Raw genomic sequence first — 22,770 nt, forward strand, 5'->3', positions numbered from 1 at the left:
AAACAGCTTTTGTGGAACACATTGATATTTAAAAAACACTAAATTTAGTTAATAGTTTTTAAAAAATAATATAAATTGCTAGAAGTGTTTAAATTCAACAGTTTTTTACTAATAAAATTCTAAAATATATTTTTTCATCAAAAAATTCTAGGGTAGTTGGCTTAAAAAACTTGTAAAATGCAGCGAATTTGTGACATCGAAAAAGGGTTGATATGATTGAAAAATAGAGCAATGCAGTTATAGAATATGCTCTTTAATCGCCCATAGAGGGTATTTATTTAGTTATATTTAGATATATAGTACAACTGAAGGGTGAATAGCACTATTTACATGATTATTCAAGAAAATCGTCTAAAAGTCTTTATTTTCAACACTTTTTTAACCTTAAATGTCAACTTTTTCAGATCTAAGTAAACGCAGTTTAGTCTTAATTCCACCTTTTCCTGAGTATCCTCCGAGCGACCCATCAGTCCTAATTACCCTATGACAAGGTATTTTTGGAGGATATGGGTTTTTCCCAACCGCATTTGCTACTGCTCTATGAGCTTTTGGCTTTCCAATAGCTTTTGCCACCTGTAGGTAAGTTCTAACTTCTCCTTTGGGTATTTTTTTTAAGTAATTCCAAACTTTTATTTGAAATTTAGTCCCTTTTAATTTCATATAATTCAAATCCTGTATTTTTAGCAATCTTATCATATAATTTTTTTGCTGTCTCATTGGAAGAGTGGGTTATCCAACGTATTCCTTCCCAATTATTTTCTTTAGATAAAGATTCTAGGTATTTTATAAGTTTTTGAGCTATTTTTTGTCCTCTAAAATTTTCATCTACAAATAAATCATCTAAAAAACAAATATATTTACCTTTAATTGGTCTTGGCATTGTTCTGTAGTGAGCTATTCCAACGATTTTATCGTCTAATTCGTAACATATTCCATTAACAACATGATTTTCATCGTGTATCCAACTCCATAAAGTATCTAAAACCTCTTGTTTCATAGGAACTTTATAAAATCTAGCATACCCACAATATAATTTTATCCAATTTTCCTTATCTTTTCTTTTAATTTTTCTTATCATTTACATTAATAGTATTAAATAAAATATTGTAATTATTAATTTATTAAATTGTAAACCATCTAAAACCTTCATACATAGCTACCCCATATAATGAATGCCTAATAAGAAAAATAATAGAAGTTTCAATTGTTTTATCAGTATTTCTTGCAAAAATTCCTTGCCCTGTGAAAGGTAAAAATACCAAAAGTGGAGCTAAAGTTGTTATTGCTCCAAAAATAAGCCCTGAAAAATAAGACATTTTAATTCCACCATAAATAAAGATAATATAATAAATAACTGCCCAAGATATTGATATAAAGTAATGAAAAACCCATCCAAGTAATACTTCATATTTAAATTCAGGTTTATCAATAATTGTTGGGTTAAAAAAAGTACCATTTTTTATCATATAATAGGTCCATCTACCTACAATGCCCCAAGAGGGTTCTGGAATACCTATTTTTTTTAATAAATAACCCAAAATATCTAAAATGATGCAAGAAAATATGCCTGCGATTAAAATGCTTAGAATATCAATCAATATGAACTCAATAAAAATTTAAAATAACAAAGCAAACTATAAAGAAAACAGCTAAAATAGACAAATAGATCGTTTCTAGAGTTTTTCCAGTTTTTTTATATTGAATAAAGCTTAATATTACGAAACCAATTGAAGTTATTAAAAAATATATTGGTTTAATTACACCATTTATGCCCATTTTTTAATCTTATTTCATCCATGTTTTTTCTCAATATTACTAATTGTCATCATAAATGATTAATTATTTTATTTGACATTAGAATACTTCTAATATATTACTAATGATAATTAATTGTTATCAATAGTAATAATATGAATGAGTTAACTACAGATCTAAAAATTCTTCATGAAGCTACTTTAGGAAATTTAAAAAATTCTAAAGCAAATAATACTTTAAGAGCTTATAAATCTGATTTTAAAGACTTTGTAATCTTTTGTTCTAGTCATGGATTAAGTTCTTTACCAACTGAGCCTAAAATAGTAGCTCTATATTTAACTCATCTTTCTAAATACTCAAAATTTAGCACTTTAAGAAGACGTTTAGTATCAATTAGCATGGTTCATAAACTAAAAGGGCATTATTTAGACACAAAACATCCAATAATTGTAGAAAATTTGATGGGTATTAGAAGGGTCAAGGGTAGTATTCAAAAAGGTAAAAAACCTATATTAATCAATCATTTAAAATCAATAATTAATTCAATAAATGAGCAAAAAAAAAACAATGTTAAAAAGCTAAGGGATAAAGCAATAATTCTAATTGGTTTTGGGGGCGGGTTTAGAAGGAACGAGTTAATATCTATCGATTATGAGGATTTAGAATTTGTTCCTGAGGGACTTAAAATAATTGTAAGAAAATCAAAAACTGATCAATTTGGTGAGGGGATGATTAAAGGACTACCCTACTTTAATGATAAAAATTATTGTCCTGTAATTAATCTAAAAAAATGGTTAGAAATTTCTAACATTAAATCCGGTCCTATTTTTAGAAGATTATCTAAAGGTTCAAATATAACTCAAAAAAGGTTAACAGATCAATCTGTAGTTTTATTAATCAAAGAATATTTACTTTTAGCTGGAATAGAAAATAAAAATTTTGCAGGTCACAGCTTAAGATCAGGTTTTGCTACTACTGCAGCCGATGCAGGAGCAGATGAGAGAAGCATTATGGCCATGACTGGACATAAAACAACTCAAATGGTTAGAAGGTATATTAGAGAGGCAAATTTATTTAAAAATAATGCTTTAAATAAAATAAAATTATAACAATTTAGATAGTAATTCTTTCCTATAATTATCAATTTTTTTAGTGGTATATGTATTTGTTAAAAAAAAATGATTATATATTTTTTTTTGTAATGATTTTTTATAATTAGGATTTTTAATTAGTTTTTTAATCGCTATTTCAAGATTTTTAACATTTAAATTTTTAATTTTTATAGCTTTAGGAGATGCCTCCGGTAAACCACCTCGATGAGAAATTAAAACAGCACAACCAGCACTAGAAGCTTCAAGGGCAACTCTTCCAAAAGGTTCTTCCCATCTTGAGCAAGTAATAGCAATATCTGATTTTTCAAACCATTTAGAGACAACATTGTGTTTTTGAAAACTTAACAATTTCAGTCTTTCATGGTTAAAGATATATTTTTCTCTTGGTTCATCTCCAATAACAACACCAATCCATTCAGTATATTTGTTTAAAATTCTAATTATAGCTTTACCAAAAATATCATAACCTTTTGATTTATTTAATCTTCCAACAAAAAGAATTATTTTTTTTTTATTTTTAAAATTAATTTTTTTTTTTAGTGTGGATGGATTAATCACCTCAAGTTTTTTTCTGTAATACTTTTTATCTAAACCAGATTTAAATTTATTTAATGTCCACTTACTATTAAAAATAATTTTTTTTGTTTTTTTTAAAATTTCAATTCTCTCATTAACTGATTTAGAAGATTTCATCTCAAGGGGATTGTTGTGAAAATATAAAACTAAATTTTTATTAATTTTGTATAATAATTTTATATATGCAGGTCTATTATGTATTTCTATAAATGTAGATTTTTTATTTTTTTCATTTTCTAAAAATTTGTTAATATAAATCTTTGAACTGCTTCTAAAAAAAAATTTAGTAAAATTTATATTCTTATAGTTAGACAACAACTTTTTCTTTAAATTTGTATGCCCATATACAGTAATATATTTTCTATATTTGCTTATTTTTATAGTATCTTTTAAAAATATAGATACAGCACCAGCATAATCTGGTGAAAAATTTTCTTTATACGGAAGAAGTACTGAAATTTTCATTTAAAAAAAGAGATTTAATTTTATTTCTTAGAGCAATGTTTTTTTTTAGTTTATATTCTTCTTTCATAGCTTTTGATTTTGAATAATAAATTTTACTATACGCCAATTTCCAAAATCTACCTCGTGTAAATTTTGCTCCTTTAGATGAATTATGTTTTTTTAACCTTTTTTCTAAATCGTTAGTATAACCTACGTAACTTATAAGATTTTGTTTATTTTTCGATACAATCAAATAAACAGTAAATTTCATTATGGCGGTCCCTAGGGGAATCGAACCCCTCTTTCGAGGATGAAAACCACGTGTCCTAACCGATAGACGAAGGGACCAATTTGCTGCTTTTTATTGTAAAATAGATAATTAATCAAGCTTATCGTATTAATTTTTGATTTAATTTTACTACCTTTTTAAGGTTTGAGTGCTTATGTGTCACTAAGGTTTCTGAAATAAATTTATCTTCTTCAATTTTTATTCCTGAAACTAGATCACCTGAAGTAATTCCTGTTGCACAAAATATGGAGTCACCTTTGATAATTTCATTCAAATCATATTTTTTTACAAGATTAACAATTCCCATTTCTTTTGCTCTTTGTTTGTCTTTATCTGTTTCAAATAAAAACCTACCTTGAAAACCACAATTAAAAGCATCTAATGCTGCAGCAGCCAAGACTCCCTCAGGACCCCCTCCTGTACCTAAAAAAATATCTACAGAGTATTTTTCATCAGTTACTAATAGCGCTCCAGAAACATCCCCATCAGATATAAATTTAATTTTGACTTTTAAATCTCTTAATTCTGCAATAATTTTGTTATGCCTAGGTCTTTCCAAAATACATGCAGTTAAATTCTCTGGTTTTTTGTTTAAGTATTCGCTTAAATTAAAAATATTTTTTTTGACTGAATAATCTAAATCAACAACGTTTCTCTCCCTTACTTTAGTTGAGATTTTTTCCATGTAAGTTTCAGGTGCCTTAAATAGATTGTTTTTTTCTGCAATTGCAATTACTGATAAGGCTCCAGGAAGATTGTTAGCTGCAAAATTAGTTCCTTCCAATGGATCTACAGCTATATCAAGCTCAGGACCATTTTTAGTTCCAATTTTTTCTCCAATGTACAACATAGGTGCATCATCTAACTCACCCTCGCCTATTACTATTTCAGCTTTTATATCCATTTTATTTAGCTCTGTTCTCATAGAGTCTACGGCTGCTTTATCAGCTGCTATTTTATCTTTTTTGCCAACGAAATATGAAGAAGCTATTGCTGCCTTTGAGGTAACGTTAACAAATTGATCAATAAATTTTTTATCAATGGCCATTAAGCTTTTTTATCAATTAACTCTTCTTGTATAATTTTGGACTCAAATTCTCTCAAACGTTTATACACACTTGCTAGTTCAATTATAGTTGGCCAAGCTTTTAATATATATTGCATAGAACCTTCAACTCTACCAAAGGCTCTAATTATCTGTTGCATTACACCAAGTGTAACAGATCCAGCTACGATCGCTGGTGCTAAAAAAACATATGCAGACAACACATTTGCCTGTAAGTATGCAATTCTACCAATGTTAAAATATAAGTATCTAATATAGCTTAAGAAGTGAATATTTCTTACAGCATCAAATAATTCTTCAATAGTTTTTGGACGAATGGTTCCATCATCCTCTGCTATTACAAGTATTTTTCTATAAGCTGCCTCTTTTTTTTGGAGATCATATTCAACACCTACTAACCTTAAAATCAACCCAAGCAAAATTAAAAATATCGTTCCACCTACTGACCAAATTAAAGCACCAACTATTAATCCATAATCCCAGTCACCAAAGAAAAAAATTGGAATTCCAACACTTAACCCAAATAAAATTGGCATAAATTCAATTAATATCATTAGAGCTTCAATTAGACTTGTACCAAGAGATTCCATTATTCTTGAAAACTTAATTGTATCTTCCTGAACCCTTTGTGCTGCTCCCTCTATTTTTCGAGCTTTATCATATACGCTATGATACCATTCAACCATAGCAGTCCTCCATCTGAACAAATAGTGTGATGTAAAAAAACTAACTACGACTGCTACACCTACGTACATAGCAGCAAGAGTTATGAAAGATAATAAGCTTGCCCAATACTCTTCTATAGTAATAGAATTTGGTGCGCCTAAGGCTTTTTGAATCATGTCGTAGAATTGACCAAACCATTCATTAATTTTTACATCAATTTTTACCTGTATCCAAAGTGATGATAAAATTATTGCTGAACCAATCCATGACCACAACAACCAATGCTTTTGAGTGAAAAATCTAAACATTTTTTATTTTAAAAAATTGTCAGCATAAGATTTTTTTACTGTTTTTCTTTTTCTAGGTTCAATTAGTTCAAATTCTATTTTCTTTTTTTTTGCATAATTGATTGCTAGTTCTTTTGATGAAAATTCTAATTTTAATTCCGAATAAGTATCAGATGAGCTTTCCCAACCCATTAAAGGATTCTTTGTTGGATCTTTAGTTTTAAATTCTAATATCCACTTGTCATTTTTAGCTAAACCTGATTGCATTGGGTTTTTGTTTGGGATGTAAATAATTGCTTTTTTCATATAGATGGTCGGAGTGGCAGGATTCGAACCTGCGACCCTCTGGTCCCAAACCAGATGCGCTACCAGGCTGCGCTACACTCCGATCGAAGTACTAATACAGTAGTTATTGATAATTTCAATGTATAAAGAAGCCTAAATTAAAAGAATTTTGGGTAAAATCTGTTATATAACAAGACATGGTTATTACTTGTCCATGCGAAAAGAAACAATTCAAAATTGATAGTTCGTTAATTCCTAATGAAGGACGTGAGTTACAATGTGGATCATGTGAAAGAATTTGGTTTTATCAACCACAAAAAGAAAGTGAAGCTCCATTAACATTAAATAATAATTTTTCTACAAATAAAACAGAACAAAATAACGATATAAAAGAAAAAAATTTAGAAATTAGCAAAACATTGCAACAAGAAAAAATAATTGAAGCTGAAATAGAAAAAGAAAACTTAAAAACAGTTGAAAAGTCAGAAGGTAAGAAATCTAAATTATTTTCTTATTTGATAGTTTTTATTATATCTTTTATTGCTTTAATAATCTTGGTTGATACACTCAAAACACCACTAATTAATGTATTTCCTGGACTAGAAATAATATTATTTAACCTTTTTGAAACATTGCAAGATATAAAACTATTTATTATAGACCTAATTTAAAATTTTATGATTAATTATATATCTAAACCTTTTAGATGGTTTTTTAAATTAGAAGCTGCAAGTGGATTAGTTCTTTTGTTTGCTGCAATAATTGCATTATTTATTAGTAACTCAGGATTAGCGGATTTATATTTTGCTACTCTAAACAAATACTTATTTATAGGTATTAATAATTTTGGTTTAAAATTATCAGTAATACATTGGATAAATGATGCCTTGATGGCAATATTTTTTTTCTTTGTCACCTTAGAAATAAAAAGAGAATTTCTACAAGGTGAACTTTCAAATATTAAACAGGCTTTACTGCCAATCATAGCTGCTGTAGGAGGAATGTTAGTTCCTGCATTATTTTACGTTTTTATTAATTTGGGCGATAGCGAAACGTTAAATGGATGGGCAATTCCATCAGCAACAGATATAGCTTTTTCTTTAGGAGTTTTATCATTGCTTGGAAAAAGAGTTCCTTTATCACTAAAAGTGTTTTTAACAGCTCTAGCTATAATTGATGATTTAGGAGCGATAGTAATTATTGCGCTTTTCTACTCTGGAGATTTGAGCATTAAATATCTAACTTTGATGCTTTTAGCTTTCATCATTTTATTATTAATAAATAAATTTAATATTAAAAAATTCTTACCTTATTTAGCAGTAGGACTTTTCCTTTGGGATTTTACACACAATTCAGGCATCCACGCTACAATTGCTGGCGTTTTATTGGCTATGACTATCCCTCATAGAAAAAAAGACAAAGATTTTTCTTTATTAATAAAAATAGAACATTCAATAAGTCCATATGTTGCTTTTGGAATAATGCCTTTATTTGCGTTTGCAAATGCAGGCGTTTCTCTTGAAGGCTTATCTTTCGCTTCATTGTTAGATAAAGTTCCATTAGGTATTGTACTTGGCCTATTCTTGGGAAAACAACTTGGTGTATTTATATTCTCTTATATATCAATAAAATTAAAAGTAGCCCAAATGCCAAACGATACAAGTTGGTACAATTTTTATGGAGTTGGAGTTCTTACTGGTATTGGTTTCACAATGAGTTTGTTTGTAGGAAATTTAGCTTTCGTTGAAAATATGCAATATATGGATGGTGTAAAAATCGGTGTTTTGACTGGTTCTTTACTATCTACTTTATTTGGTTATTTTTTAATATTACTTACTCCAAATAAACCTAAGAAATGAAAAAAGTAGTATTTCTATTTTCTATATTTATGATTTTTTTTAAAACCTCAGCAACAGCAAACTATGAAAAAAAGTTTTATGATTTTACAATTGAAAGCATAACCGGTGAAACAATAAATTTAAATGATTACAAAGATAAAGTTATTCTAGTAGTTAATACAGCTAGTTTTTGTGGTTTCACCAAACAATATGACGAATTGCAGGAATTATGGGATTTATATAAAGACAAAGGATTAGTTGTTCTTGGTGTCCCTTCAAACTCTTTTAATCAAGAAAAAAAAAATAATGCAGATGTAAAAGAATTCTGTGAAGTAAATTTCAATATCAATTTTCCACTAACAACAATCACAGAAGTTAAAGGAGAAAATGCTCATGAACTTTTCAAATGGGCAAAAGATAATCATGGTAAATCTGCTGTTCCAAAATGGAATTTTCATAAAATTTTAATTAACAAAGAAGGAAAAGTTGAAGATACATTTGCATCTTTTACTAAACCAATGTCAAAAAAGTTAATTAAATCAATTGAAAATATTTTATAATTCTAAAGTTAAACCATCATGAGCAGGTATAACATTTTTAGGTAATAACTTTTTAAGTACTTTATAATCTAAAACTGGTGATAAATTTGTAAGAATAGCTTTTTTGGGATTGAACATTTTGATTATATTAAGTGAACTTTCCAAGTTGAAATGTGATGGGTGAAAATTGTACCATAAACAATCAATTATTAAATATTTCAAGTTTTTAAAATATTTGAAATCTTTTTTAAAAATTTTACTTACATCACTGATATAAGCTAATTTTTTATCAATAATAAAACAATTTGAATCAACCTTACCATGCTCAACCGTAATAGATTGAATATTAATTTTTTTATTCTTATTTCTTGTATAAATATTTTTTGGCAATTTATTTAAATTTAATGTTGCTGGATATTCTTTTGAGTAACTTTTGAAAATGTATGAAAATGAATTTTTAAGATATTTTGAAGTATCACTATCCGCATAAACATCAATTTGTTTTCTGCTATTTATATAAAAAGATCTTAAATCATTAATTCCATGAGTTTGATCTCCATGCATATGAGAAAAAAGAACTTTATTTATTTTTTTAATTTTATGTCTTAAAAGTTGTTCTCTTAAATCTGGTGAAGTATCTATTAGTATATTTTCATTAGTAGTTTTCAATAAAGCTGAGCATCTTGTTCTGTAATTTTTTTTATTATTTGGTTCACAATTTCCAAAAAAACCATCTGGTCTTGGTACACCCATTGAACTACCACAGCCTAAAATAATAAATTTCATATTTGTTAATTAAAAAAAAGTTTATTAAAATTATTTGTAGTAATCTCTATCAGTTCTTTTTTTGAAATATTCTTTATTTCAGCTAATTTTTCAGCTGTAAAATTGATAAATGATGGTTCATTTTTTTTTCCTCTATTTGGCACTGGCGCCAAAAAGGGACTATCGGTTTCAATTAAAATATTTTCATTTGGGATTGATTTAAATGTCTCTTGTAAATCAACTGAATTTTTAAAAGTAATTATTCCACTAGCAGAAAAGTAAGAATTTAAAGATAATAATTTTTCTGAAAATTCTTTTGAACCAGTAAAACAATGCATTAAAATTTTAATATTCTCATCTTTATATTGATTTAGAATTTCAAATGTTTCGTCTTCAGCATTTCTTGAATGAACAATTAGAGGAACATTGGTCTTTATTGAAGCTTCTATATGTTCTTTAAAACTGGCAATTTGTTTATCTTTTTCACTATTATTATAATAAAAATCTAATCCAGTTTCACCAATACCTATAATTTTTTTGTTATTTTTTAAGTTATCAATAATTTCATTGGCAGTAATTATGTTTGTAGAACTTTCATGTGGATGAATTCCAATTGTACCATAAATCATCTCATCTCTATTAACTAGTTCCTTAACTCTAGAGAAACTTTCATGAGACGTTGATATTGTTAATAGTTTTTCAACACCCACATCTTTTGACCTTTGTAAAACATTTGTTAAATCACTCAACAAAGGTTCGTGATCTAAGTGACAATGGGAATCAATCATTATTTTTTTCTATTTTTTTAAATAATATATCAATTTTATTAATATTATTTCCTTTAGTTAAATACTCATTATCTGTAAGGGAATTTAATTTTATTTGATCTTCATTAATATTAAAAATTTTTAGTGCTTTTAAAGAAGACTCTGGAATAATTGGATATAATAAGAAACTTATTTTTCGAACAATTTCTAATGTAGTATAGACAATTGTGTTTAATCTGATTTGGTCATCTTTTTTTTTCCACGGTTCTTGATCATTAAAATATTTATTTGCCTCAAATAGTGAATTAACAATGTAGTCTATATAAAAGTTAATATTTTGATGATCAATTTTAGATCTAATATTATCTAAATTTTTTTTATACTTGTCTAAAATTAACAAATCTTCATCTAGAAATTTAATTTCAGAAGGAATTTTTCCATCACAATTTTTGATCGCAAAAGCGGTAACTCTTTGACATAAATTACCATAGTTATTTGCTAAATCACTGTTTATACAATCTTCCAATCTTTCTTGAGAAATATTACCATCATTGCCAAAAGAAACTTCTTTGATTAGATAATATCTTAATGGATCTAACCCATACTCATCAATTATTTCTAATGGATCCAAAATATTCCCTTTAGATTTGGACATTTTTTCCTCCCCGGATAAAATCCAACCATGACCATAAACTCTTTTTGGTACTTCAATCTTGGCAGCTAATAAAAAAGCTGGCCAATAAACAGCATGAAATCTAAGTATATCTTTGCCAATTAAATGCATTGATGCAGGCCAAAATTTTTTGAATAATTCATCATCTTTATTTGGGTAATTTAGTGCGCTTAAATAATTTGTAAGTGCATCTAGCCAAACGTAAATTACATGATTTTTATTACTTGGAACTGGTATACCCCATGAAAAACTTTTCCTACTAACTGATAGATCTTTTAGACCACTTTTTACAAAACTAATAACTTCATTTCGTCGAGACTCTGGATAAATAAAATCAGGATTATCTTCATAATATTTTAAAAGAGGTTTTTCCCATTTTGAGAGTCTAAAAAAATACGACTCTTCTTCAATCCATTCGACAGGTGATTTTGATGATATAGCTATTTTTTTACCATCTATTTCTTCTATCTCATCTTCGCTATAAAAAGCTTCATCTGATACTGAATACCAACCAGAATAATTTGATAGATAAATATCATCATTCTTTTCAAGTTCAGACCAAAGATATTGCACTGTTTTTTTATGCCTCTCTTCGGTTGTTCTAATAAAATCAGTGTTGCATAAATTTAGAGTATCTGAAAGATCTCGAAAAGTTTTGCTTATTTGATCACAAAATTTTTGAGGAGTCTCCCCTGCTCGTTCAGCTGATCTTTGAATTTTTAAACCATGCTCATCTGTACCGGTTAAAAAATGTACTGCATAATCATCAATGATTTTAAATCTTGCAAAAAAATCAGCAGCTATACTTGAGTAGGCGTGACCCATATGAGGTTTAGCTGATGGATAGTAAATAGGTGTTGTAATATAAAAATTTTTATCCATTTAAAACTTTATCTTCAAATTCCATAAATAATGTCTCTTCGTCTAAATTATAAATTTTAGTATCATTAATTTTTTTTAAAAAGTAATGATAATGGTGAAATAATTTAATATTTTTCGTAGATATATTGTTTCTAAAATAAACTTCAATAAAAGAATAGATTAATTGAATAATTGGTTTGTTTTTTTTGTAAGTCTTACTTGATATTAAACTTTGCAAAAAAGTGTCTAAATTATAATCCTTGAGATTTAAATCAAAGTTTTCTGTAAGATTTAATAATTCATATAATTTACCTGGTGTTGTAAAGTAATTTACTAAATCTTGATTTATAAAATTATAAACATCATCGTTTATTAATTTATTAACAATTTCAATAGATTGAGCATTCGTTAGAAAAATTTTGAAATTTAAACATCTAGATTTAAGAGTTGGTAAAACTCTTTTATTATTATTAATTAAGATAAAATTAATATTTTCGTTAGGTTCTTCCAAGACTTTTAGTAATGCATTAATAGAATTTAAATTTAATAATTCTATATTATCTAATAAAACAAATCTTTTTTTATTATTAAATGAAGATTTATTTAGATTAACAATTAATTCTCTTATTTGATTTATATCAATGTTTTTTTTATCTTCAGCTACGTCTATAAGATTAAAATTTGGATTAGATTTATTTTGTATAAGTTTGAATGATTTATTTTCTAAATTAATTTTATTATTTTCAACATCATAAGAATGTTCTTCATTTTCTGATAATACAAAGTTTATTAGATGATAACCTAATGTTGCTTTACCAATACCTTTTTCACCAGATAAAAGTATTTTATTTGGTAATTTGTTATTTAAATATAATTTAGATAAATAGTTGAAAATCTCTTGATGTTCGTACAAATTCTGTTGTGTAGATGAATTTAGATTCATTTAATTAACTTTTTAACTTGATTGATAATTAATTTTTCATTTTTCTTAATATCTAAATTTGAATCAATTATCTTATATTTTTTCTTATTTAGTTTTGATAACTTAAGAAATCCATTTTGAACTTTGTTATAGAAACTGCTATTAAATTGATCATATCTATTCAAAGATTTTCTCATTTTCAATCTTAAGAAAAGATTTTTTTTATTTACAACATTAAGAAATGTAAAATTAACCTTAATATTTTTTAATAAATATTTATTAATTATGTTTATAATTTTAATATCAACACCCATGCCATAATGCTGATAAGCAATTGTAGAGTCTATAAATCTATCAATTAAAATAACTCTTTTTTTATAATATTTTTTAATAAGATTAATATTTTCACTTCTGGCAGCTAGATATAAAAGCAAATCAGTTTTTACATTAAAATTGGAATTCTTATTTAAAATTAATTTTCTAATTTTTTCAGAATTTAAACTCCCTCCAGGTTCTCTAATTCTTAAATATTTAACTTTATTTTTGTCGAAATATCTTGAAACAATTTTAATATGATGACTTTTGCCACTGCCTTCTATACCTTCAAAAACAATTATTGGCTTCTTAGACATCGCCCCAAATTAAGTAGTTTAATGATTTAAGCAATCTAGAAAAGAAATTTACTTTTTTAATTTCTTTTAAAGCAAGCAAATCATACTCACCTACTAATTCTTGGTCATAAACTACTTTTAATGTTGCAACTTTTTGATCTTTGTTTATTGGTGCTTCTACAGGACCATCATAATTAACAGAAACCTTTAATAATTTTTTTTTGGCCTTTTTAATAGTTTTGTAAATATCTTCATTTGTATAAACATCAACTGTATCTTCTTTTCCCAACCATACGTCAATTTTTTGAAAAGGTTTATTAGCTTCAGTAATTTTAACTAAATCAAAATTTGTAAGTCCATAAGTTAACATTTTAGTACTTTCTTTTGATCTGGCGTTTTTTGAATTAAAACCACTGCCAACAGCAATTAATCTTCTTCCATTTCTCTCTATAGACGAAGCTAATGAATATTTTTCTACAGCTAAATAACCAGTTTTGATACCATCTGCTCCAAGATTTTTATATAGCAAAGGATTTCTATTACCTTGTGTTATTGGATCTCCTCCTGTTCTATCCCAAGTAAATTCTTTTTCAGCAAACATTTTATAAAATTCTGGATGTTCTTTAATTAAGTATCTAGACATGATCATTATGTCTCTAACTGTTGAATTATTATCAGGGTGATTAATTCCTGATGAATTAGAAAAGTTTGTATTGTCCATTCCTAACTCTTTAGCTTTTGCTGTCATTAAGATTGCAAACTCTTCTTCAGTACCCGCTATACCTTCTGCTAATGCAATACAAGCATCATTACCGGATGCTATGATTATACCTTTTAGTAAATTTTCGACAGAAACCTCATCACCTACCATAATAAACATTGAGGAATAACCTGATGTAGATAATCGCCAAGCTTTTTCTGAAATGATAAATTTTTCATCCATACTTAAATCTCCTGACTTAATTAAGTCAAAGGCAATGATTGAGGTCATGATTTTCGTCATGGATGCAGGATAAATTGATAAGTCCGCCTCTTTTTCAAAAAGAATTTCACCAGAATGATAATCTTGAATTATTGCAGTTTTTGCTTTCACATCAAAATTAGCAAATGATTTAGATGCAAATAAAATGAATATTAAAATAATTAAATTTAATTTTTTAAACATCTTTAATAATTTTTAGGTTTTCAAAATTTAGTTTTTCTATTTCGTCAAATGACTCTTGAATTTTTTTTATATCATTAAATGGACCTAATAATACCCTATATTTTGTTTGAGATAATTTTTTTATAACAGGATTTGTTATCTTTGTTTCATCCTTAATTCTTTGGATCATATTTTCAGCTGAATCTTTATAATAAAAATCTGCAATTTTAATTGAATATAGAAAATTACTTTGAGAAGTCTTAGGCAATTCCTTTTTCTCTACAGTTCCTAAATTATCTATGGTTATTCCATCCACAGGAGCCTTTTGAGCTACTTTTTTTTCTTCATCAAACGTTTTAGCTTTTTTTGCTACAAAAGTTGATTCATTAGAAATTAGAGATAATTCAACATAGGGTTCATTTTCATCAAGCAATAATTCATCAACAATTCTTTTGGTGATTACTGAATTATAAAAATTTGAAAAAATTGCTTTATTAGATATCACTTGCGCAATAACAGTTTTTGTATTTTCAGGGTTAGTAATTTTCACAAAAGAATTTTTTCTAATTTTGGTATGAAAAATAAACAAAGCTCTGTTATCGAGTTTTTTTGAAATACTTTTTTTATTAAAAAGATTTTCGTCGTAAATTAATGCAAAGCCTTGGTTGGTATACTCTCTATCAAAAATATATTTAGAACTATCTTCTTCATCTTCATCTGAAGATTTTAAAGTTGTTTCTGCTGTAGATGTATCTGGTTCTGTCTTAATAGTTTTTTTTTGAGTTGTTTCTAATTGTTTGCATCCAATAAAAATAATAAACAACAATAATTGCAATATTATTTTAAAGTTCATCTTTGAATTTATCCTTCAATGTGCAGACGGCTAAAGCAAATCTTAAAGATCTATTCCATTGTAAAATTATTTCATAATTATTAAATACCACATAAGCTGGATTTAATGTTTCCGCATCAGGAATTATATCTTTATCTGGTGTTATTATTGCAACTTCTAATTCATCATAATTATTTGAAATAATTGAATTGTTCTGAATGTATTGTCTAAAAAACTTTAATTGTTTCTTATCATGTAATTTTTTTGCAGAAATATTTAAATATTTTTTTGGAATATCATTGTTTAAATCAATTCTATAAAAACATGGTTCATTAGATTTCCAACCTATTTTCTTTAAATAATTACTCGCTGAAGCATACGCATCAGGGTTACTTTTTAAATTTATTGAACCATTGCCATCATAATCTGTTGCATAATTTTTCATAGTAGAAGGCATAAATTGGAAGTAACCAAAAGCACCAGCCCAAGATCCATATAATGTTTTATAATCAATTTGATTTTTCTCAATTAAATTTAAAAGTATTAAAAGTTCTTTGGTAAAAAATTCTGATCTTCTTTTGTCAAAACTTAATGTAGCTAGTGAAGAAAGAATGTCCATTTTACCAACATAAGTTCCAAAATTTGTTTCTATACCCATTAATGATAAGAGAAGTTCTTTTTCTATGTTAAATTCATTTTCAACAGAGGTAATTAAATTTAAATTATCTATATAAAGTTTTTTTCCTTTTTTTAGTTTTTGGTCAGAGGTTCTTTTTGATATGTAAGTTTTTGTATCTTCATAAAATTCTGGTTGATATCTATCATATTTAATTACATCGGGTAAAAACTTAGTATTAGACATAACTAGATCAAATGTTGCTACAGAAATATTATTTTCTAGAGCAATTTTTTTGAAATTATTTTTCCATTTTTCGAATTCTATATTGATATCTGCTAAAGTGTTTGAATGAAAATAAAGAGATAAAATAAGTATAAGTTTAATTAGTTTCATATAAATCTCTCAAATATATTATTACAGCAATCCAGATTAAAATGAAACTTACTAGTTTATTAAATGAGAAAACTTCATCGTAATAAAAAAAACCTAGTAAAAATTGAAGAGTTGGTGTGATATAGAAAATCATCCCAGTCGGACCTAATCCACATAATTCAACTCCTCTTACATATAAAAATAAAGGTATTACCGTCATTGGACCTGCCAACAATATTATTAACATCATTGGAGGGTTGGATAACGAGAAATCATTGTAACCATTAACTGCAATTAGATAGAATGCGCCAATTGCAATTGGCAATATAAATAAACTTTCTATTAAAAGTCCAATATCAGTATCAACATTAACCTTTTTTCTTACTAAATTATAAAAGCCCCAACTTAGTGCTACAAGTATACCGACCCAGGGAAGCGATTTTAAACTTACAAAAATTAAATATAAAATTGATAAAATAACTAAAGTAATTGAAAAGATTCTTTTATTATTTAATTTTTCCTTAAAAAAAATATAACCAAGAAGAACACTTAATATTGGCATTATAAAATAACCAAAACTCGCATCTATTATTCTGTTGGTAGCGATTGCGTAAATCCATACACCCCAATTCATAAAAATCAAAAAACCTGAAATAAAAAGGTAAATTAAATTTTGTTTACTTTTAATTATCTTAAAAAAAATATCCCACTTTGAAAAAAAGAAAGTTGTTAATATTAAAGTCAAAGTAGTCCATAAACATCTGTGGACTACTAGCTCAATATAGCCAATAAAAGTAATATATTTAAAATATAAAACCCCAAAAAAACCCCACCAAAAAGATCCAAATCCAGCAAGTAAAAGGCCTTTATTAAATTCTTTGTTCATGTAGCTTTGATATTAGTCGTTAATGAGTTTTTTTCGACTATTTTATGGTTGAATTAAATAATTATAATTATAAAACCTTGCTCACGGAGAGATGGCTGAGTGGTTGAAAGCACCGGTCTTGAAAACCGGCAAAGGGGCAACTCTTTCCTGGGTTCGAATCCCAGTCTCTCCGCCATCAACTTAATATTTAAAATTTTTAAACAATAAGCTTATATTGTTTTTTTCTATTTCGAATTCAGTATCAAAACCATTATAGAAATTATACAAATTTGTGTCATCAATATTAAGAAATTTATCTAGATCAATTAAATCCTCTTTTTGCAAATCATTGATGTATTTTTTTACAAATTTACCTAAGAGCTTATCCATCTCCTTGGTACCTCGATAATTGGAACGATAAATAATTTTTTTTTTTAATTCATCTATATTGAGGCTCATTATTAGAATATAATTAATTTATCATGGATAATAAAACTAATTTTGAATATTTATTATCTGATCTAACAGCTTTAAATGGCGTAGGTGTAAAAACAACAAATTTACTTAAGAAAAAGAATATAAATAATATTTTTGATTTACTTTGGAAACTTCCAAAGGCTTATACAGATAGAAGTTTGTCAACAAAAGTAAAAGATTTAAAAATTGGTGAAAATCAAACTGTTACTGTTGTAGCAAATAAATATTTGTTTCCAAGAATTAGAAAATTACCAAATAGAGTTAGGTGTTCAGACGAAACAGGTGAGCTAGATTGTGTTTTTTTTAATAGTTATGAGGGATATATTAAAAAAATATTACCTTTAGGAAAAGAAATAACTGTAAGTGGGAAAATTGGCTACTTTAAAAATAAATATCAAATAACCAATCCTAAATATGTATCTGAAGACTCAAGTTTAATTAAACAAGTTCATAATAAATATTCATTAACTGAGGGAATATCTGAAAAAATTTATAATAAAATCATAAAACAAATAATAGATAAATTACCGAACCTAAAAGAATGGCACTCAAGTAAAATTTTAAATAAATTCAATAATATCAATTGGAATGATGCTATTAGAGAATTACACAAGCATGAAAATATAGGAAAATACAAAGATCATTTTTATCAAAGACTTGCATATGATGAAATATTTGCAACATTTTTAGTTAATTCAGAAATAAGAAAAAAAATTAAGAAAGTTAAGAAAAAAAATAAAATTATTAATTTAAATAAACAAAAACAACTTATTAATAAATTAGATTTTGCATTAACTGATGATCAAATTAAATCAATTAATGAAATTAATGAGGATTTATCATCCTCAACTAAAATGTTTAGATTATTACAAGGAGATGTTGGAAGTGGAAAAACAATTGTTTCATTATTAGCTGCATTCAATACTATCAATTCTGGTTTTCAAGTAGCTGTTATGGCCCCTACTGAAATATTAGCAAGACAACATTATAATTTAGCAAAAAAAATTTTTCCATCAAACATATCAACAGAGTTAATTTCTGGTAAGTCTAGCTACAAAGAAAAAAAATTAATCCTCAATGAACTAATAAATAATAAGATTAATATAATTTTTGGTACTCATGCTATTTTTCAAAAAACAGTTAGATTTAAAAAATTAGGATTAATTATTATTGATGAACAACATAAGTTTGGTGTTAATCAAAGAAAAAGATTATCTGACAAAGGTGGGAATGATTGTGATGTATTATTGATGACTGCCACACCTATTCCACGAACTTTAACAATGACAATTTATGGTGATATGGATTTATCAATTATTAGAGAAAAACCTAAAAACCGTAAAATGATAAAAACTTACAGTAAATTAGAAAGTAAAATTGATGATGTAATTAAATTTATAAAAAAAGAAATTAATTCAGGAAATCAAATATTTTGGGTCTGTCCATTAATTGAGGAGTCTAAAAAATTAGATCATACTTCTGCAATTCAAAAATTTGAATATTTAAAAAAATTATTCCCTAAACAAGTCTCTATTCTTCATGGAAAAACAGATATAAATGAAAAAGATGAAATTTTAAAAAGATTTTTAAATAAAGAATTTAAAATATTAGTATCTACGACCATTATAGAGGTTGGAATAGATTTTCCAAATGCAAATGTAATTGTAATTGAAAATGCAAATAAGTTTGGCCTATCTCAGCTCCACCAATTAAGAGGTAGGGTTGGTCGTGGAGAGAAAGAAGCAACGTGTATTTTGATGTTTAAGTCAAATTTGAGTGAAAATGCTAAAAAAAGAATAAATATATTAAAAGAAACTAATGACGGATTTGTTATTTCTGAGGAAGATATGAAGATAAGGGGTTTCGGTGATATTCTGGGTTTTAAACAAAGTGGTGTTAAAAATTTCAAATTAGCAGACCCAATTCAAAATAGTGACTTATTTGAATTAGCTGAAAAAGAAATAAAAAGAATTGAACTTGAAAATGAAAATTTAAGTAAGTTCAAACCTTTAATTAAATTGTACGATAGAGCAGATATAATTAACGATATAGCTTAATTTTTTTCAGCTGTTGTTGTTCCGGCCGACACAATAAATTTAGAAGCTTCTTCAAAAGTCATGTTTAAAAATATAACGTCATCTTTTGGGAACATTAGCAAAAAACCACTTGTTGGATTTGGAGTTGTTGGAACAAATACGTTTATTAATTTTTGATTTGTTTTTTCAGCAATTTCTCCAGAATTTTCTTTAGTTGCAAAACCTACAGCCCAAACACCTTTTCTTGGATATTCAACAAGAACAACACTCTTACTTTTACTGCCACTTTCTTTAAAAGATTGTGACATTTGTTTAATTGCAGACCAAAAAGTTCCTAGTAGTGGTATTTTTTTGAATAAACTGTCTATTAACTGAAGAAATTTTTTTCCTAAATAAGATAAAGATATGAAACCAATGATTGTTATGAAAATAATTGAAATAATTATCTCTAGGCCAGGTATATTAAATGGCAAATAATAATTTGGATTTATTTGAGACGGTAAAATTTTTGAAGACGTATTTATTAAAAATTTACTTAAATAAATAGTTAGTCCTATTGGTATTAAAACGACAACACCTGTAAAAAAATAATTCCTAATTTTTAAAGATAAAATATAAAACCATAGACCTATAATTTCTCTTTTTTTTATAGGTTTCTTTTTGGTTTCTTTCATTTATTAACTATAACTAGAATATGTAACAAAAATTATTGCAATGATAAATAATACAACTAAAATTTTATTATTAAGATTCATAATGATAAATTATTACCAATTTTAGAATGAAATGAATAGAAGAAAATTTTTAACATATGTTGGATGTGGTTGTGGAAGCTTACTTCTACCTTCGTGCACAAGTGCTCCAATTACTGACAGAAAACAATTAAAATTAATACCTGAAGCTAAATTAAATGCTCAAGCTGCTCAAATTTATGAGAAAGTTAAAGAAAAAGAGAAAATGAGTGATGACACAAAAACTTTAAATGAAATAAAAGAAATTGGAAAAAAAATGGAAGATTCAATTAGTGAATATTTCTATAGATCTAATTTAAATGATCCAACTGCTAACTTTGATTGGGAATATATATTAATTGATAATAAAAAAGTTAGAAATGCTTGGTGTATGCCTGGAGGGAAAATTGCAGTTTATACAGGTATACTTGATGTAACAAAAAATACTAATGGTCTGGCTGCAGTAATGGGACATGAAGTTGCTCATGCTGTTGCCAAACATTCTGTTGAAAGAGCAAGTAGAGGAGTTTTACTTAACACAGGTACCAGAATTATTGATATTGCAAGTGGAGGTATATTATCAGATATCAACAGAACAACTGGAATGGATACAGTTGGCCTACTATCTCAAATTGGATTAATGAATCCATTTAACAGAAAACAAGAAAGCGAAGCTGATTATCTTGGTATGATTTTTTCATCTTTATCAGGATATGATATTAGAGAGACAGTTAAAATTTGGGAAAGAATGAAAGAATTTAATAAAGGAAAAGAACCTCCACAATTTATGAGTACTCACCCTTCATCTGACACTAGAATTAAACAGTTAAATGATTGGATGAATGAGGTAATTCTTGATTATCCACCAATTGAAATAAGTTAAATTCAAAAAGTGGTGAGCCGTGATGGACTCGAACCATCGACCCATTCCTTAAAAGGGAATTGCTCTACCAACTGAGCTAACGGCCCACAAAGATTCATTTTTATGAAAATGAATATGGTTTGTATACAGATAAATTTTAATATTTCAATTCGTTCAATGTAAATTTTACAAAAAGAATTCGTTATAAATGAGGGGTTTTCATTACAAAGTTGTACACATAATAGCACAGTTAATAAAACTACAACTTATCAATGTATTTATCGTGAAATTCATCGAAGGTATTACTCATAATATTTTTTCTGATTTCAGACATTAATTCTTGATAAAAATTTATATTATGAAGTGTTAATAACATTGATGCTAATATTTCATTGGTATTAAACAAATGATTTAAATAGTTTTTTGAATATTTATTTAAATTTAAATTTTCACAATTAGGATCTAACGGCGTGTTGTCATTTTGATATTTGTTATTTTTAATATTTACCCTTCCATTCCAAGTAAAAGCAAGACCTGTTCTACCTGATCTAGTTGGAAGAACGCAATCAAACATATCTATACCTCTTTTTACAGCTCCTAAAATATCTGATGGTGTACCAACACCCATTAAATAATGAGGTTTTTCATCTGGTAAATGTTCCTTAATACCATCAAGAGTGGTAAACATTTCATCTTGAGTTTCACCTACAGCTAATCCTCCAACTGCATAGCCATCAAATCCAATCTTTATAAGTCCTTCAAGGGATTTTAATCTTAAATCTTTAAATAATCCTCCTTGAATAATTCCAAATAAAGCTTTGTGAGGATTGTTTCCAAATGCCTTTTTAGATCTTTCAGCCCAATACAAAGATAGATCCATAGATTTTTTTATTAAATTATAATCTTTAGTTTTTTTTGGACACTCATCCATTATCATTACAATATCTGAGTTTAAACCCAATTGAATCCTAATACTTTCTTCAGGACTTAAATAAAATTTTTTTCCATCGACGTGTGAATTAAATATGGCCCCTTTTTCGCGATCTATTTTATTTAACTTTGATAGAGACATTACTTGAAAACCACCTGAGTCTGTAAGTATTGGCAAATCACAATTCATGAACTCATGTAAACCACCTGCTGACTCAACTCTTTCTACTCCAGGACGGATCATTAAATGATATGTGTTAGATAGTATTATTTCTGATCCAGTTTTCTTTATATCATCGATTGTACAAGCTTTAACTGTTGCTTGTGTACCAACAGGCATAAATGCTGGTGTATTAACCTCACCTCTATGAGTTTCTATAACACCACGTCTAGCAAATTTGTCTTTGTTTAAAACTTTAAAGGCAAAATTTTTTAATGCCATTTAA

Annotated in this window: 26 protein-coding genes and 4 tRNA genes; 7 read left to right on the top strand and 23 right to left on the bottom strand. The window is 26.9% G+C overall.

Annotated features, from left to right (window positions below; all coding sequences use genetic code 11):
- Window positions 1-384 precede the first annotated feature (384 nt).
- The 3 genes from ACTTBI_RS02525 to ACTTBI_RS02535 are packed head-to-tail and all read right to left on the bottom strand — an operon-like array spanning window position 385 to window position 1,598.
- A complete protein-coding gene (locus ACTTBI_RS02525) occupies window positions 385-660 on the bottom strand; it encodes a methylated-DNA--[protein]-cysteine S-methyltransferase (RefSeq protein ID WP_440652420.1) in 276 nt (91 codons plus the stop codon).
- Window positions 641-1,078 (bottom strand): N-acetyltransferase family protein, encoded by a 438-nt coding sequence (locus ACTTBI_RS02530; RefSeq protein ID WP_440652421.1) that lies wholly within the window; start codon window positions 1,076-1,078, stop codon window positions 641-643. Before ACTTBI_RS02530 ends, ACTTBI_RS02525 begins: the two co-directional genes overlap by 20 nt.
- 43 nt (window positions 1,079-1,121) lie before the next feature.
- A complete protein-coding gene (locus tag ACTTBI_RS02535; protein WP_440652422.1) occupies window positions 1,122-1,598 on the bottom strand; it encodes a DUF2938 family protein in 477 nt (158 codons plus the stop codon).
- Between the two features lie 312 nt (window positions 1,599-1,910).
- Here ACTTBI_RS02535 and ACTTBI_RS02540 point away from each other — a divergent pair, with 312 nt between their 5' ends.
- Window positions 1,911-2,864 (top strand): site-specific integrase, encoded by a 954-nt coding sequence (locus ACTTBI_RS02540; protein WP_440652423.1) that lies wholly within the window; start codon window positions 1,911-1,913, stop codon window positions 2,862-2,864.
- Here the strand turns inward: ACTTBI_RS02540 and ACTTBI_RS02545 are convergent.
- The 7 genes from ACTTBI_RS02545 to ACTTBI_RS02575 all read right to left on the bottom strand — a co-directional run bounded on the left by ACTTBI_RS02545 (window position 2,859) and on the right by ACTTBI_RS02575 (window position 6,583).
- On the bottom strand, window positions 2,859-3,908 hold the full coding sequence (locus tag ACTTBI_RS02545) for a glycosyltransferase family 4 protein (protein WP_440652424.1): 1,050 nt from the start codon (window positions 3,906-3,908) through the stop codon (window positions 2,859-2,861). The genes ACTTBI_RS02540 and ACTTBI_RS02545 overlap by 6 nt on opposite strands.
- Window positions 3,880-4,158: a GIY-YIG nuclease family protein gene (locus ACTTBI_RS02550; RefSeq protein ID WP_440652425.1), complete on the bottom strand. Its 279-nt coding sequence runs from the start codon at window positions 4,156-4,158 to the stop codon at window positions 3,880-3,882. The genes ACTTBI_RS02545 and ACTTBI_RS02550 overlap by 29 nt, the downstream gene beginning before the upstream one ends.
- A gap of 2 nt (window positions 4,159-4,160) precedes the next feature.
- Window positions 4,161-4,235 (bottom strand) — tRNA-Glu (locus tag ACTTBI_RS02555).
- Between the two features lie 41 nt (window positions 4,236-4,276).
- Window positions 4,277-5,224: a class II fructose-bisphosphatase gene (glpX, locus tag ACTTBI_RS02560; protein WP_440652426.1), complete on the bottom strand. Its 948-nt coding sequence runs from the start codon at window positions 5,222-5,224 to the stop codon at window positions 4,277-4,279.
- Window positions 5,224-6,216 carry a putative transporter gene (locus tag ACTTBI_RS02565; RefSeq protein WP_440652427.1) on the bottom strand — a complete coding sequence of 331 codons (993 nt, stop codon included), beginning with the start codon at window positions 6,214-6,216 and terminating at the stop codon, window positions 5,224-5,226. The genes glpX and ACTTBI_RS02565 overlap by 1 nt, the downstream gene beginning before the upstream one ends.
- A gap of 3 nt (window positions 6,217-6,219) precedes the next feature.
- Complete coding sequence (locus ACTTBI_RS02570) at window positions 6,220-6,501, bottom strand: ETC complex I subunit (RefSeq protein ID WP_440614362.1); 282 nt, start codon at window positions 6,499-6,501, stop codon at window positions 6,220-6,222.
- Window positions 6,502-6,506: 5 nt separating this feature from the next.
- A tRNA-Pro gene (locus ACTTBI_RS02575) sits at window positions 6,507-6,583 on the bottom strand.
- Window positions 6,584-6,677: 94 nt separating this feature from the next.
- Between ACTTBI_RS02575 and ACTTBI_RS02580 the strand changes: the two genes are divergently transcribed.
- From ACTTBI_RS02580 to ACTTBI_RS02590, 3 genes are read left to right on the top strand one after another with little or no spacing between them, the layout of a single operon-like run.
- Window positions 6,678-7,151 (top strand): zinc-ribbon domain-containing protein, encoded by a 474-nt coding sequence (locus ACTTBI_RS02580; RefSeq protein WP_440652428.1) that lies wholly within the window; start codon window positions 6,678-6,680, stop codon window positions 7,149-7,151.
- Between the two features lie 6 nt (window positions 7,152-7,157).
- Window positions 7,158-8,339 carry a Na+/H+ antiporter NhaA gene (nhaA, locus tag ACTTBI_RS02585; RefSeq protein ID WP_440652429.1) on the top strand — a complete coding sequence of 394 codons (1,182 nt, stop codon included), beginning with the start codon at window positions 7,158-7,160 and terminating at the stop codon, window positions 8,337-8,339.
- Entirely contained in the window at window positions 8,336-8,878 is a 543-nt protein-coding gene (locus ACTTBI_RS02590; RefSeq protein ID WP_440614365.1) for a glutathione peroxidase, read from the top strand. Before nhaA ends, ACTTBI_RS02590 begins: the two co-directional genes overlap by 4 nt.
- Here the strand turns inward: ACTTBI_RS02590 and ACTTBI_RS02595 are convergent.
- Genes ACTTBI_RS02595 through rarD form a run of 9 tightly spaced genes read right to left on the bottom strand, consistent with a single transcriptional unit; the run spans window position 8,873 to window position 17,309 of the window.
- Window positions 8,873-9,643: an MBL fold metallo-hydrolase gene (locus ACTTBI_RS02595; protein WP_440652430.1), complete on the bottom strand. Its 771-nt coding sequence runs from the start codon at window positions 9,641-9,643 to the stop codon at window positions 8,873-8,875. The two genes, ACTTBI_RS02590 and ACTTBI_RS02595, sit on opposite strands and share 6 nt — an antisense overlap.
- Before the next feature lie 5 nt (window positions 9,644-9,648).
- Window positions 9,649-10,410 (bottom strand): TatD family hydrolase, encoded by a 762-nt coding sequence (locus tag ACTTBI_RS02600; RefSeq protein WP_440652431.1) that lies wholly within the window; start codon window positions 10,408-10,410, stop codon window positions 9,649-9,651.
- A complete protein-coding gene (gene metG / locus ACTTBI_RS02605) occupies window positions 10,403-11,944 on the bottom strand; it encodes a methionine--tRNA ligase (RefSeq protein ID WP_440652432.1) in 1,542 nt (513 codons plus the stop codon). Before metG ends, ACTTBI_RS02600 begins: the two co-directional genes overlap by 8 nt.
- Window positions 11,937-12,866 (bottom strand): AAA family ATPase, encoded by a 930-nt coding sequence (locus tag ACTTBI_RS02610; RefSeq protein ID WP_440652433.1) that lies wholly within the window; start codon window positions 12,864-12,866, stop codon window positions 11,937-11,939. The genes metG and ACTTBI_RS02610 overlap by 8 nt, the downstream gene beginning before the upstream one ends.
- Window positions 12,863-13,477 carry a dTMP kinase gene (gene tmk / locus ACTTBI_RS02615; protein ID WP_440652434.1) on the bottom strand — a complete coding sequence of 205 codons (615 nt, stop codon included), beginning with the start codon at window positions 13,475-13,477 and terminating at the stop codon, window positions 12,863-12,865. Before tmk ends, ACTTBI_RS02610 begins: the two co-directional genes overlap by 4 nt.
- Window positions 13,470-14,621, bottom strand: coding sequence for a D-alanyl-D-alanine carboxypeptidase family protein (locus tag ACTTBI_RS02620; protein WP_440614371.1), 1,152 nt, complete (start codon window positions 14,619-14,621; stop codon window positions 13,470-13,472). Before ACTTBI_RS02620 ends, tmk begins: the two co-directional genes overlap by 8 nt.
- Entirely contained in the window at window positions 14,614-15,453 is an 840-nt protein-coding gene (locus ACTTBI_RS02625; protein WP_440652435.1) for an SPOR domain-containing protein, read from the bottom strand. Before ACTTBI_RS02625 ends, ACTTBI_RS02620 begins: the two co-directional genes overlap by 8 nt.
- Window positions 15,443-16,444, bottom strand: a complete 1,002-nt coding sequence (locus ACTTBI_RS02630) for a lytic murein transglycosylase (protein ID WP_440652436.1) — start codon at window positions 16,442-16,444, stop codon at window positions 15,443-15,445. The genes ACTTBI_RS02625 and ACTTBI_RS02630 overlap by 11 nt, the downstream gene beginning before the upstream one ends.
- Complete coding sequence (rarD, locus tag ACTTBI_RS02635) at window positions 16,431-17,309, bottom strand: EamA family transporter RarD (RefSeq protein WP_440652437.1); 879 nt, start codon at window positions 17,307-17,309, stop codon at window positions 16,431-16,433. Before rarD ends, ACTTBI_RS02630 begins: the two co-directional genes overlap by 14 nt.
- An 85-nt stretch (window positions 17,310-17,394) precedes the next feature.
- Here rarD and ACTTBI_RS02640 point away from each other — a divergent pair.
- Window positions 17,395-17,484: transfer RNA gene (locus tag ACTTBI_RS02640), tRNA-Ser, on the top strand.
- Window positions 17,485-17,489: 5 nt separating this feature from the next.
- On the opposite strand, the gene ACTTBI_RS02645 is transcribed toward ACTTBI_RS02640, so the two are convergent.
- Window positions 17,490-17,747, bottom strand: a complete 258-nt coding sequence (locus tag ACTTBI_RS02645; protein ID WP_440614375.1) for a succinate dehydrogenase assembly factor 2 — start codon at window positions 17,745-17,747, stop codon at window positions 17,490-17,492.
- A gap of 23 nt (window positions 17,748-17,770) precedes the next feature.
- Between ACTTBI_RS02645 and recG the strand changes: the two genes are divergently transcribed.
- Window positions 17,771-19,822: an ATP-dependent DNA helicase RecG gene (recG, locus tag ACTTBI_RS02650; RefSeq protein WP_440652438.1), complete on the top strand. Its 2,052-nt coding sequence runs from the start codon at window positions 17,771-17,773 to the stop codon at window positions 19,820-19,822.
- On the opposite strand, the gene ACTTBI_RS02655 is transcribed toward recG, so the two are convergent.
- Entirely contained in the window at window positions 19,819-20,475 is a 657-nt protein-coding gene (locus ACTTBI_RS02655) for a DUF502 domain-containing protein (protein ID WP_440652439.1), read from the bottom strand. The two genes, recG and ACTTBI_RS02655, sit on opposite strands and share 4 nt — an antisense overlap.
- Window positions 20,476-20,587: 112 nt before the next feature.
- Here ACTTBI_RS02655 and ACTTBI_RS02660 point away from each other — a divergent pair, with 112 nt between their 5' ends.
- Window positions 20,588-21,415, top strand: coding sequence for a M48 family metallopeptidase (locus ACTTBI_RS02660; protein WP_440618428.1), 828 nt, complete (start codon window positions 20,588-20,590; stop codon window positions 21,413-21,415).
- A gap of 10 nt (window positions 21,416-21,425) precedes the next feature.
- On the opposite strand, the gene ACTTBI_RS02665 is transcribed toward ACTTBI_RS02660, so the two are convergent.
- Window positions 21,426-21,501 (bottom strand) — tRNA-Lys (locus ACTTBI_RS02665).
- A 152-nt stretch (window positions 21,502-21,653) separates the two neighbouring features.
- Entirely contained in the window at window positions 21,654-22,766 is a 1,113-nt protein-coding gene (gene tgt, locus ACTTBI_RS02670) for a tRNA guanosine(34) transglycosylase Tgt (protein WP_440652440.1), read from the bottom strand.
- Window positions 22,767-22,770: the final 4 nt, after the last annotated feature.

This window comes from Candidatus Pelagibacter sp. HIMB1542, assembly GCF_052047835.1.
GTDB lineage: Bacteria > Pseudomonadota > Alphaproteobacteria > Pelagibacterales > Pelagibacteraceae > Pelagibacter.

What these genes read in the sequence shown, in the direction of transcription:
- ACTTBI_RS02550 (WP_440652425.1), bottom strand. Translation starts at nt 4,158, where the DNA reads ATGAAATTTACTGTTTATTTGATTGTATCGAAAAATAAACAAAATCTT.
- ACTTBI_RS02655 (WP_440652439.1), bottom strand. Translation starts at nt 20,475, where the DNA reads ATGAAAGAAACCAAAAAGAAACCTATAAAAAAAAGAGAAATTATAGGT.
- glpX (WP_440652426.1), bottom strand. Translation starts at nt 5,224, where the DNA reads ATGGCCATTGATAAAAAATTTATTGATCAATTTGTTAACGTTACCTCA.
- ACTTBI_RS02530 (WP_440652421.1), bottom strand. Translation starts at nt 1,078, where the DNA reads ATGATAAGAAAAATTAAAAGAAAAGATAAGGAAAATTGGATAAAATTA.
- ACTTBI_RS02610 (WP_440652433.1), bottom strand. Translation starts at nt 12,866, where the DNA reads ATGAATCTAAATTCATCTACACAACAGAATTTGTACGAACATCAAGAG.
- ACTTBI_RS02660 (WP_440618428.1), top strand. Translation starts at nt 20,588, where the DNA reads ATGAATAGAAGAAAATTTTTAACATATGTTGGATGTGGTTGTGGAAGC.
- nhaA (WP_440652429.1), top strand. Translation starts at nt 7,158, where the DNA reads ATGATTAATTATATATCTAAACCTTTTAGATGGTTTTTTAAATTAGAA.
- ACTTBI_RS02565 (WP_440652427.1), bottom strand. Translation starts at nt 6,216, where the DNA reads ATGTTTAGATTTTTCACTCAAAAGCATTGGTTGTTGTGGTCATGGATT.
- ACTTBI_RS02540 (WP_440652423.1), top strand. Translation starts at nt 1,911, where the DNA reads ATGAATGAGTTAACTACAGATCTAAAAATTCTTCATGAAGCTACTTTA.
- tgt (WP_440652440.1), bottom strand. Translation starts at nt 22,766, where the DNA reads ATGGCATTAAAAAATTTTGCCTTTAAAGTTTTAAACAAAGACAAATTT.
- recG (WP_440652438.1), top strand. Translation starts at nt 17,771, where the DNA reads ATGGATAATAAAACTAATTTTGAATATTTATTATCTGATCTAACAGCT.
- ACTTBI_RS02595 (WP_440652430.1), bottom strand. Translation starts at nt 9,643, where the DNA reads ATGAAATTTATTATTTTAGGCTGTGGTAGTTCAATGGGTGTACCAAGA.
- metG (WP_440652432.1), bottom strand. Translation starts at nt 11,944, where the DNA reads ATGGATAAAAATTTTTATATTACAACACCTATTTACTATCCATCAGCT.
- rarD (WP_440652437.1), bottom strand. Translation starts at nt 17,309, where the DNA reads ATGAACAAAGAATTTAATAAAGGCCTTTTACTTGCTGGATTTGGATCT.
- ACTTBI_RS02620 (WP_440614371.1), bottom strand. Translation starts at nt 14,621, where the DNA reads ATGTTTAAAAAATTAAATTTAATTATTTTAATATTCATTTTATTTGCA.
- ACTTBI_RS02580 (WP_440652428.1), top strand. Translation starts at nt 6,678, where the DNA reads ATGGTTATTACTTGTCCATGCGAAAAGAAACAATTCAAAATTGATAGT.
- ACTTBI_RS02645 (WP_440614375.1), bottom strand. Translation starts at nt 17,747, where the DNA reads ATGAGCCTCAATATAGATGAATTAAAAAAAAAAATTATTTATCGTTCC.
- ACTTBI_RS02570 (WP_440614362.1), bottom strand. Translation starts at nt 6,501, where the DNA reads ATGAAAAAAGCAATTATTTACATCCCAAACAAAAACCCAATGCAATCA.
- ACTTBI_RS02525 (WP_440652420.1), bottom strand. Translation starts at nt 660, where the DNA reads ATGAAATTAAAAGGGACTAAATTTCAAATAAAAGTTTGGAATTACTTA.
- ACTTBI_RS02630 (WP_440652436.1), bottom strand. Translation starts at nt 16,444, where the DNA reads ATGAAACTAATTAAACTTATACTTATTTTATCTCTTTATTTTCATTCA.
- ACTTBI_RS02545 (WP_440652424.1), bottom strand. Translation starts at nt 3,908, where the DNA reads ATGAAAATTTCAGTACTTCTTCCGTATAAAGAAAATTTTTCACCAGAT.
- ACTTBI_RS02600 (WP_440652431.1), bottom strand. Translation starts at nt 10,410, where the DNA reads ATGATTGATTCCCATTGTCACTTAGATCACGAACCTTTGTTGAGTGAT.
- tmk (WP_440652434.1), bottom strand. Translation starts at nt 13,477, where the DNA reads ATGTCTAAGAAGCCAATAATTGTTTTTGAAGGTATAGAAGGCAGTGGC.
- ACTTBI_RS02625 (WP_440652435.1), bottom strand. Translation starts at nt 15,453, where the DNA reads ATGAACTTTAAAATAATATTGCAATTATTGTTGTTTATTATTTTTATT.
- ACTTBI_RS02590 (WP_440614365.1), top strand. Translation starts at nt 8,336, where the DNA reads ATGAAAAAAGTAGTATTTCTATTTTCTATATTTATGATTTTTTTTAAA.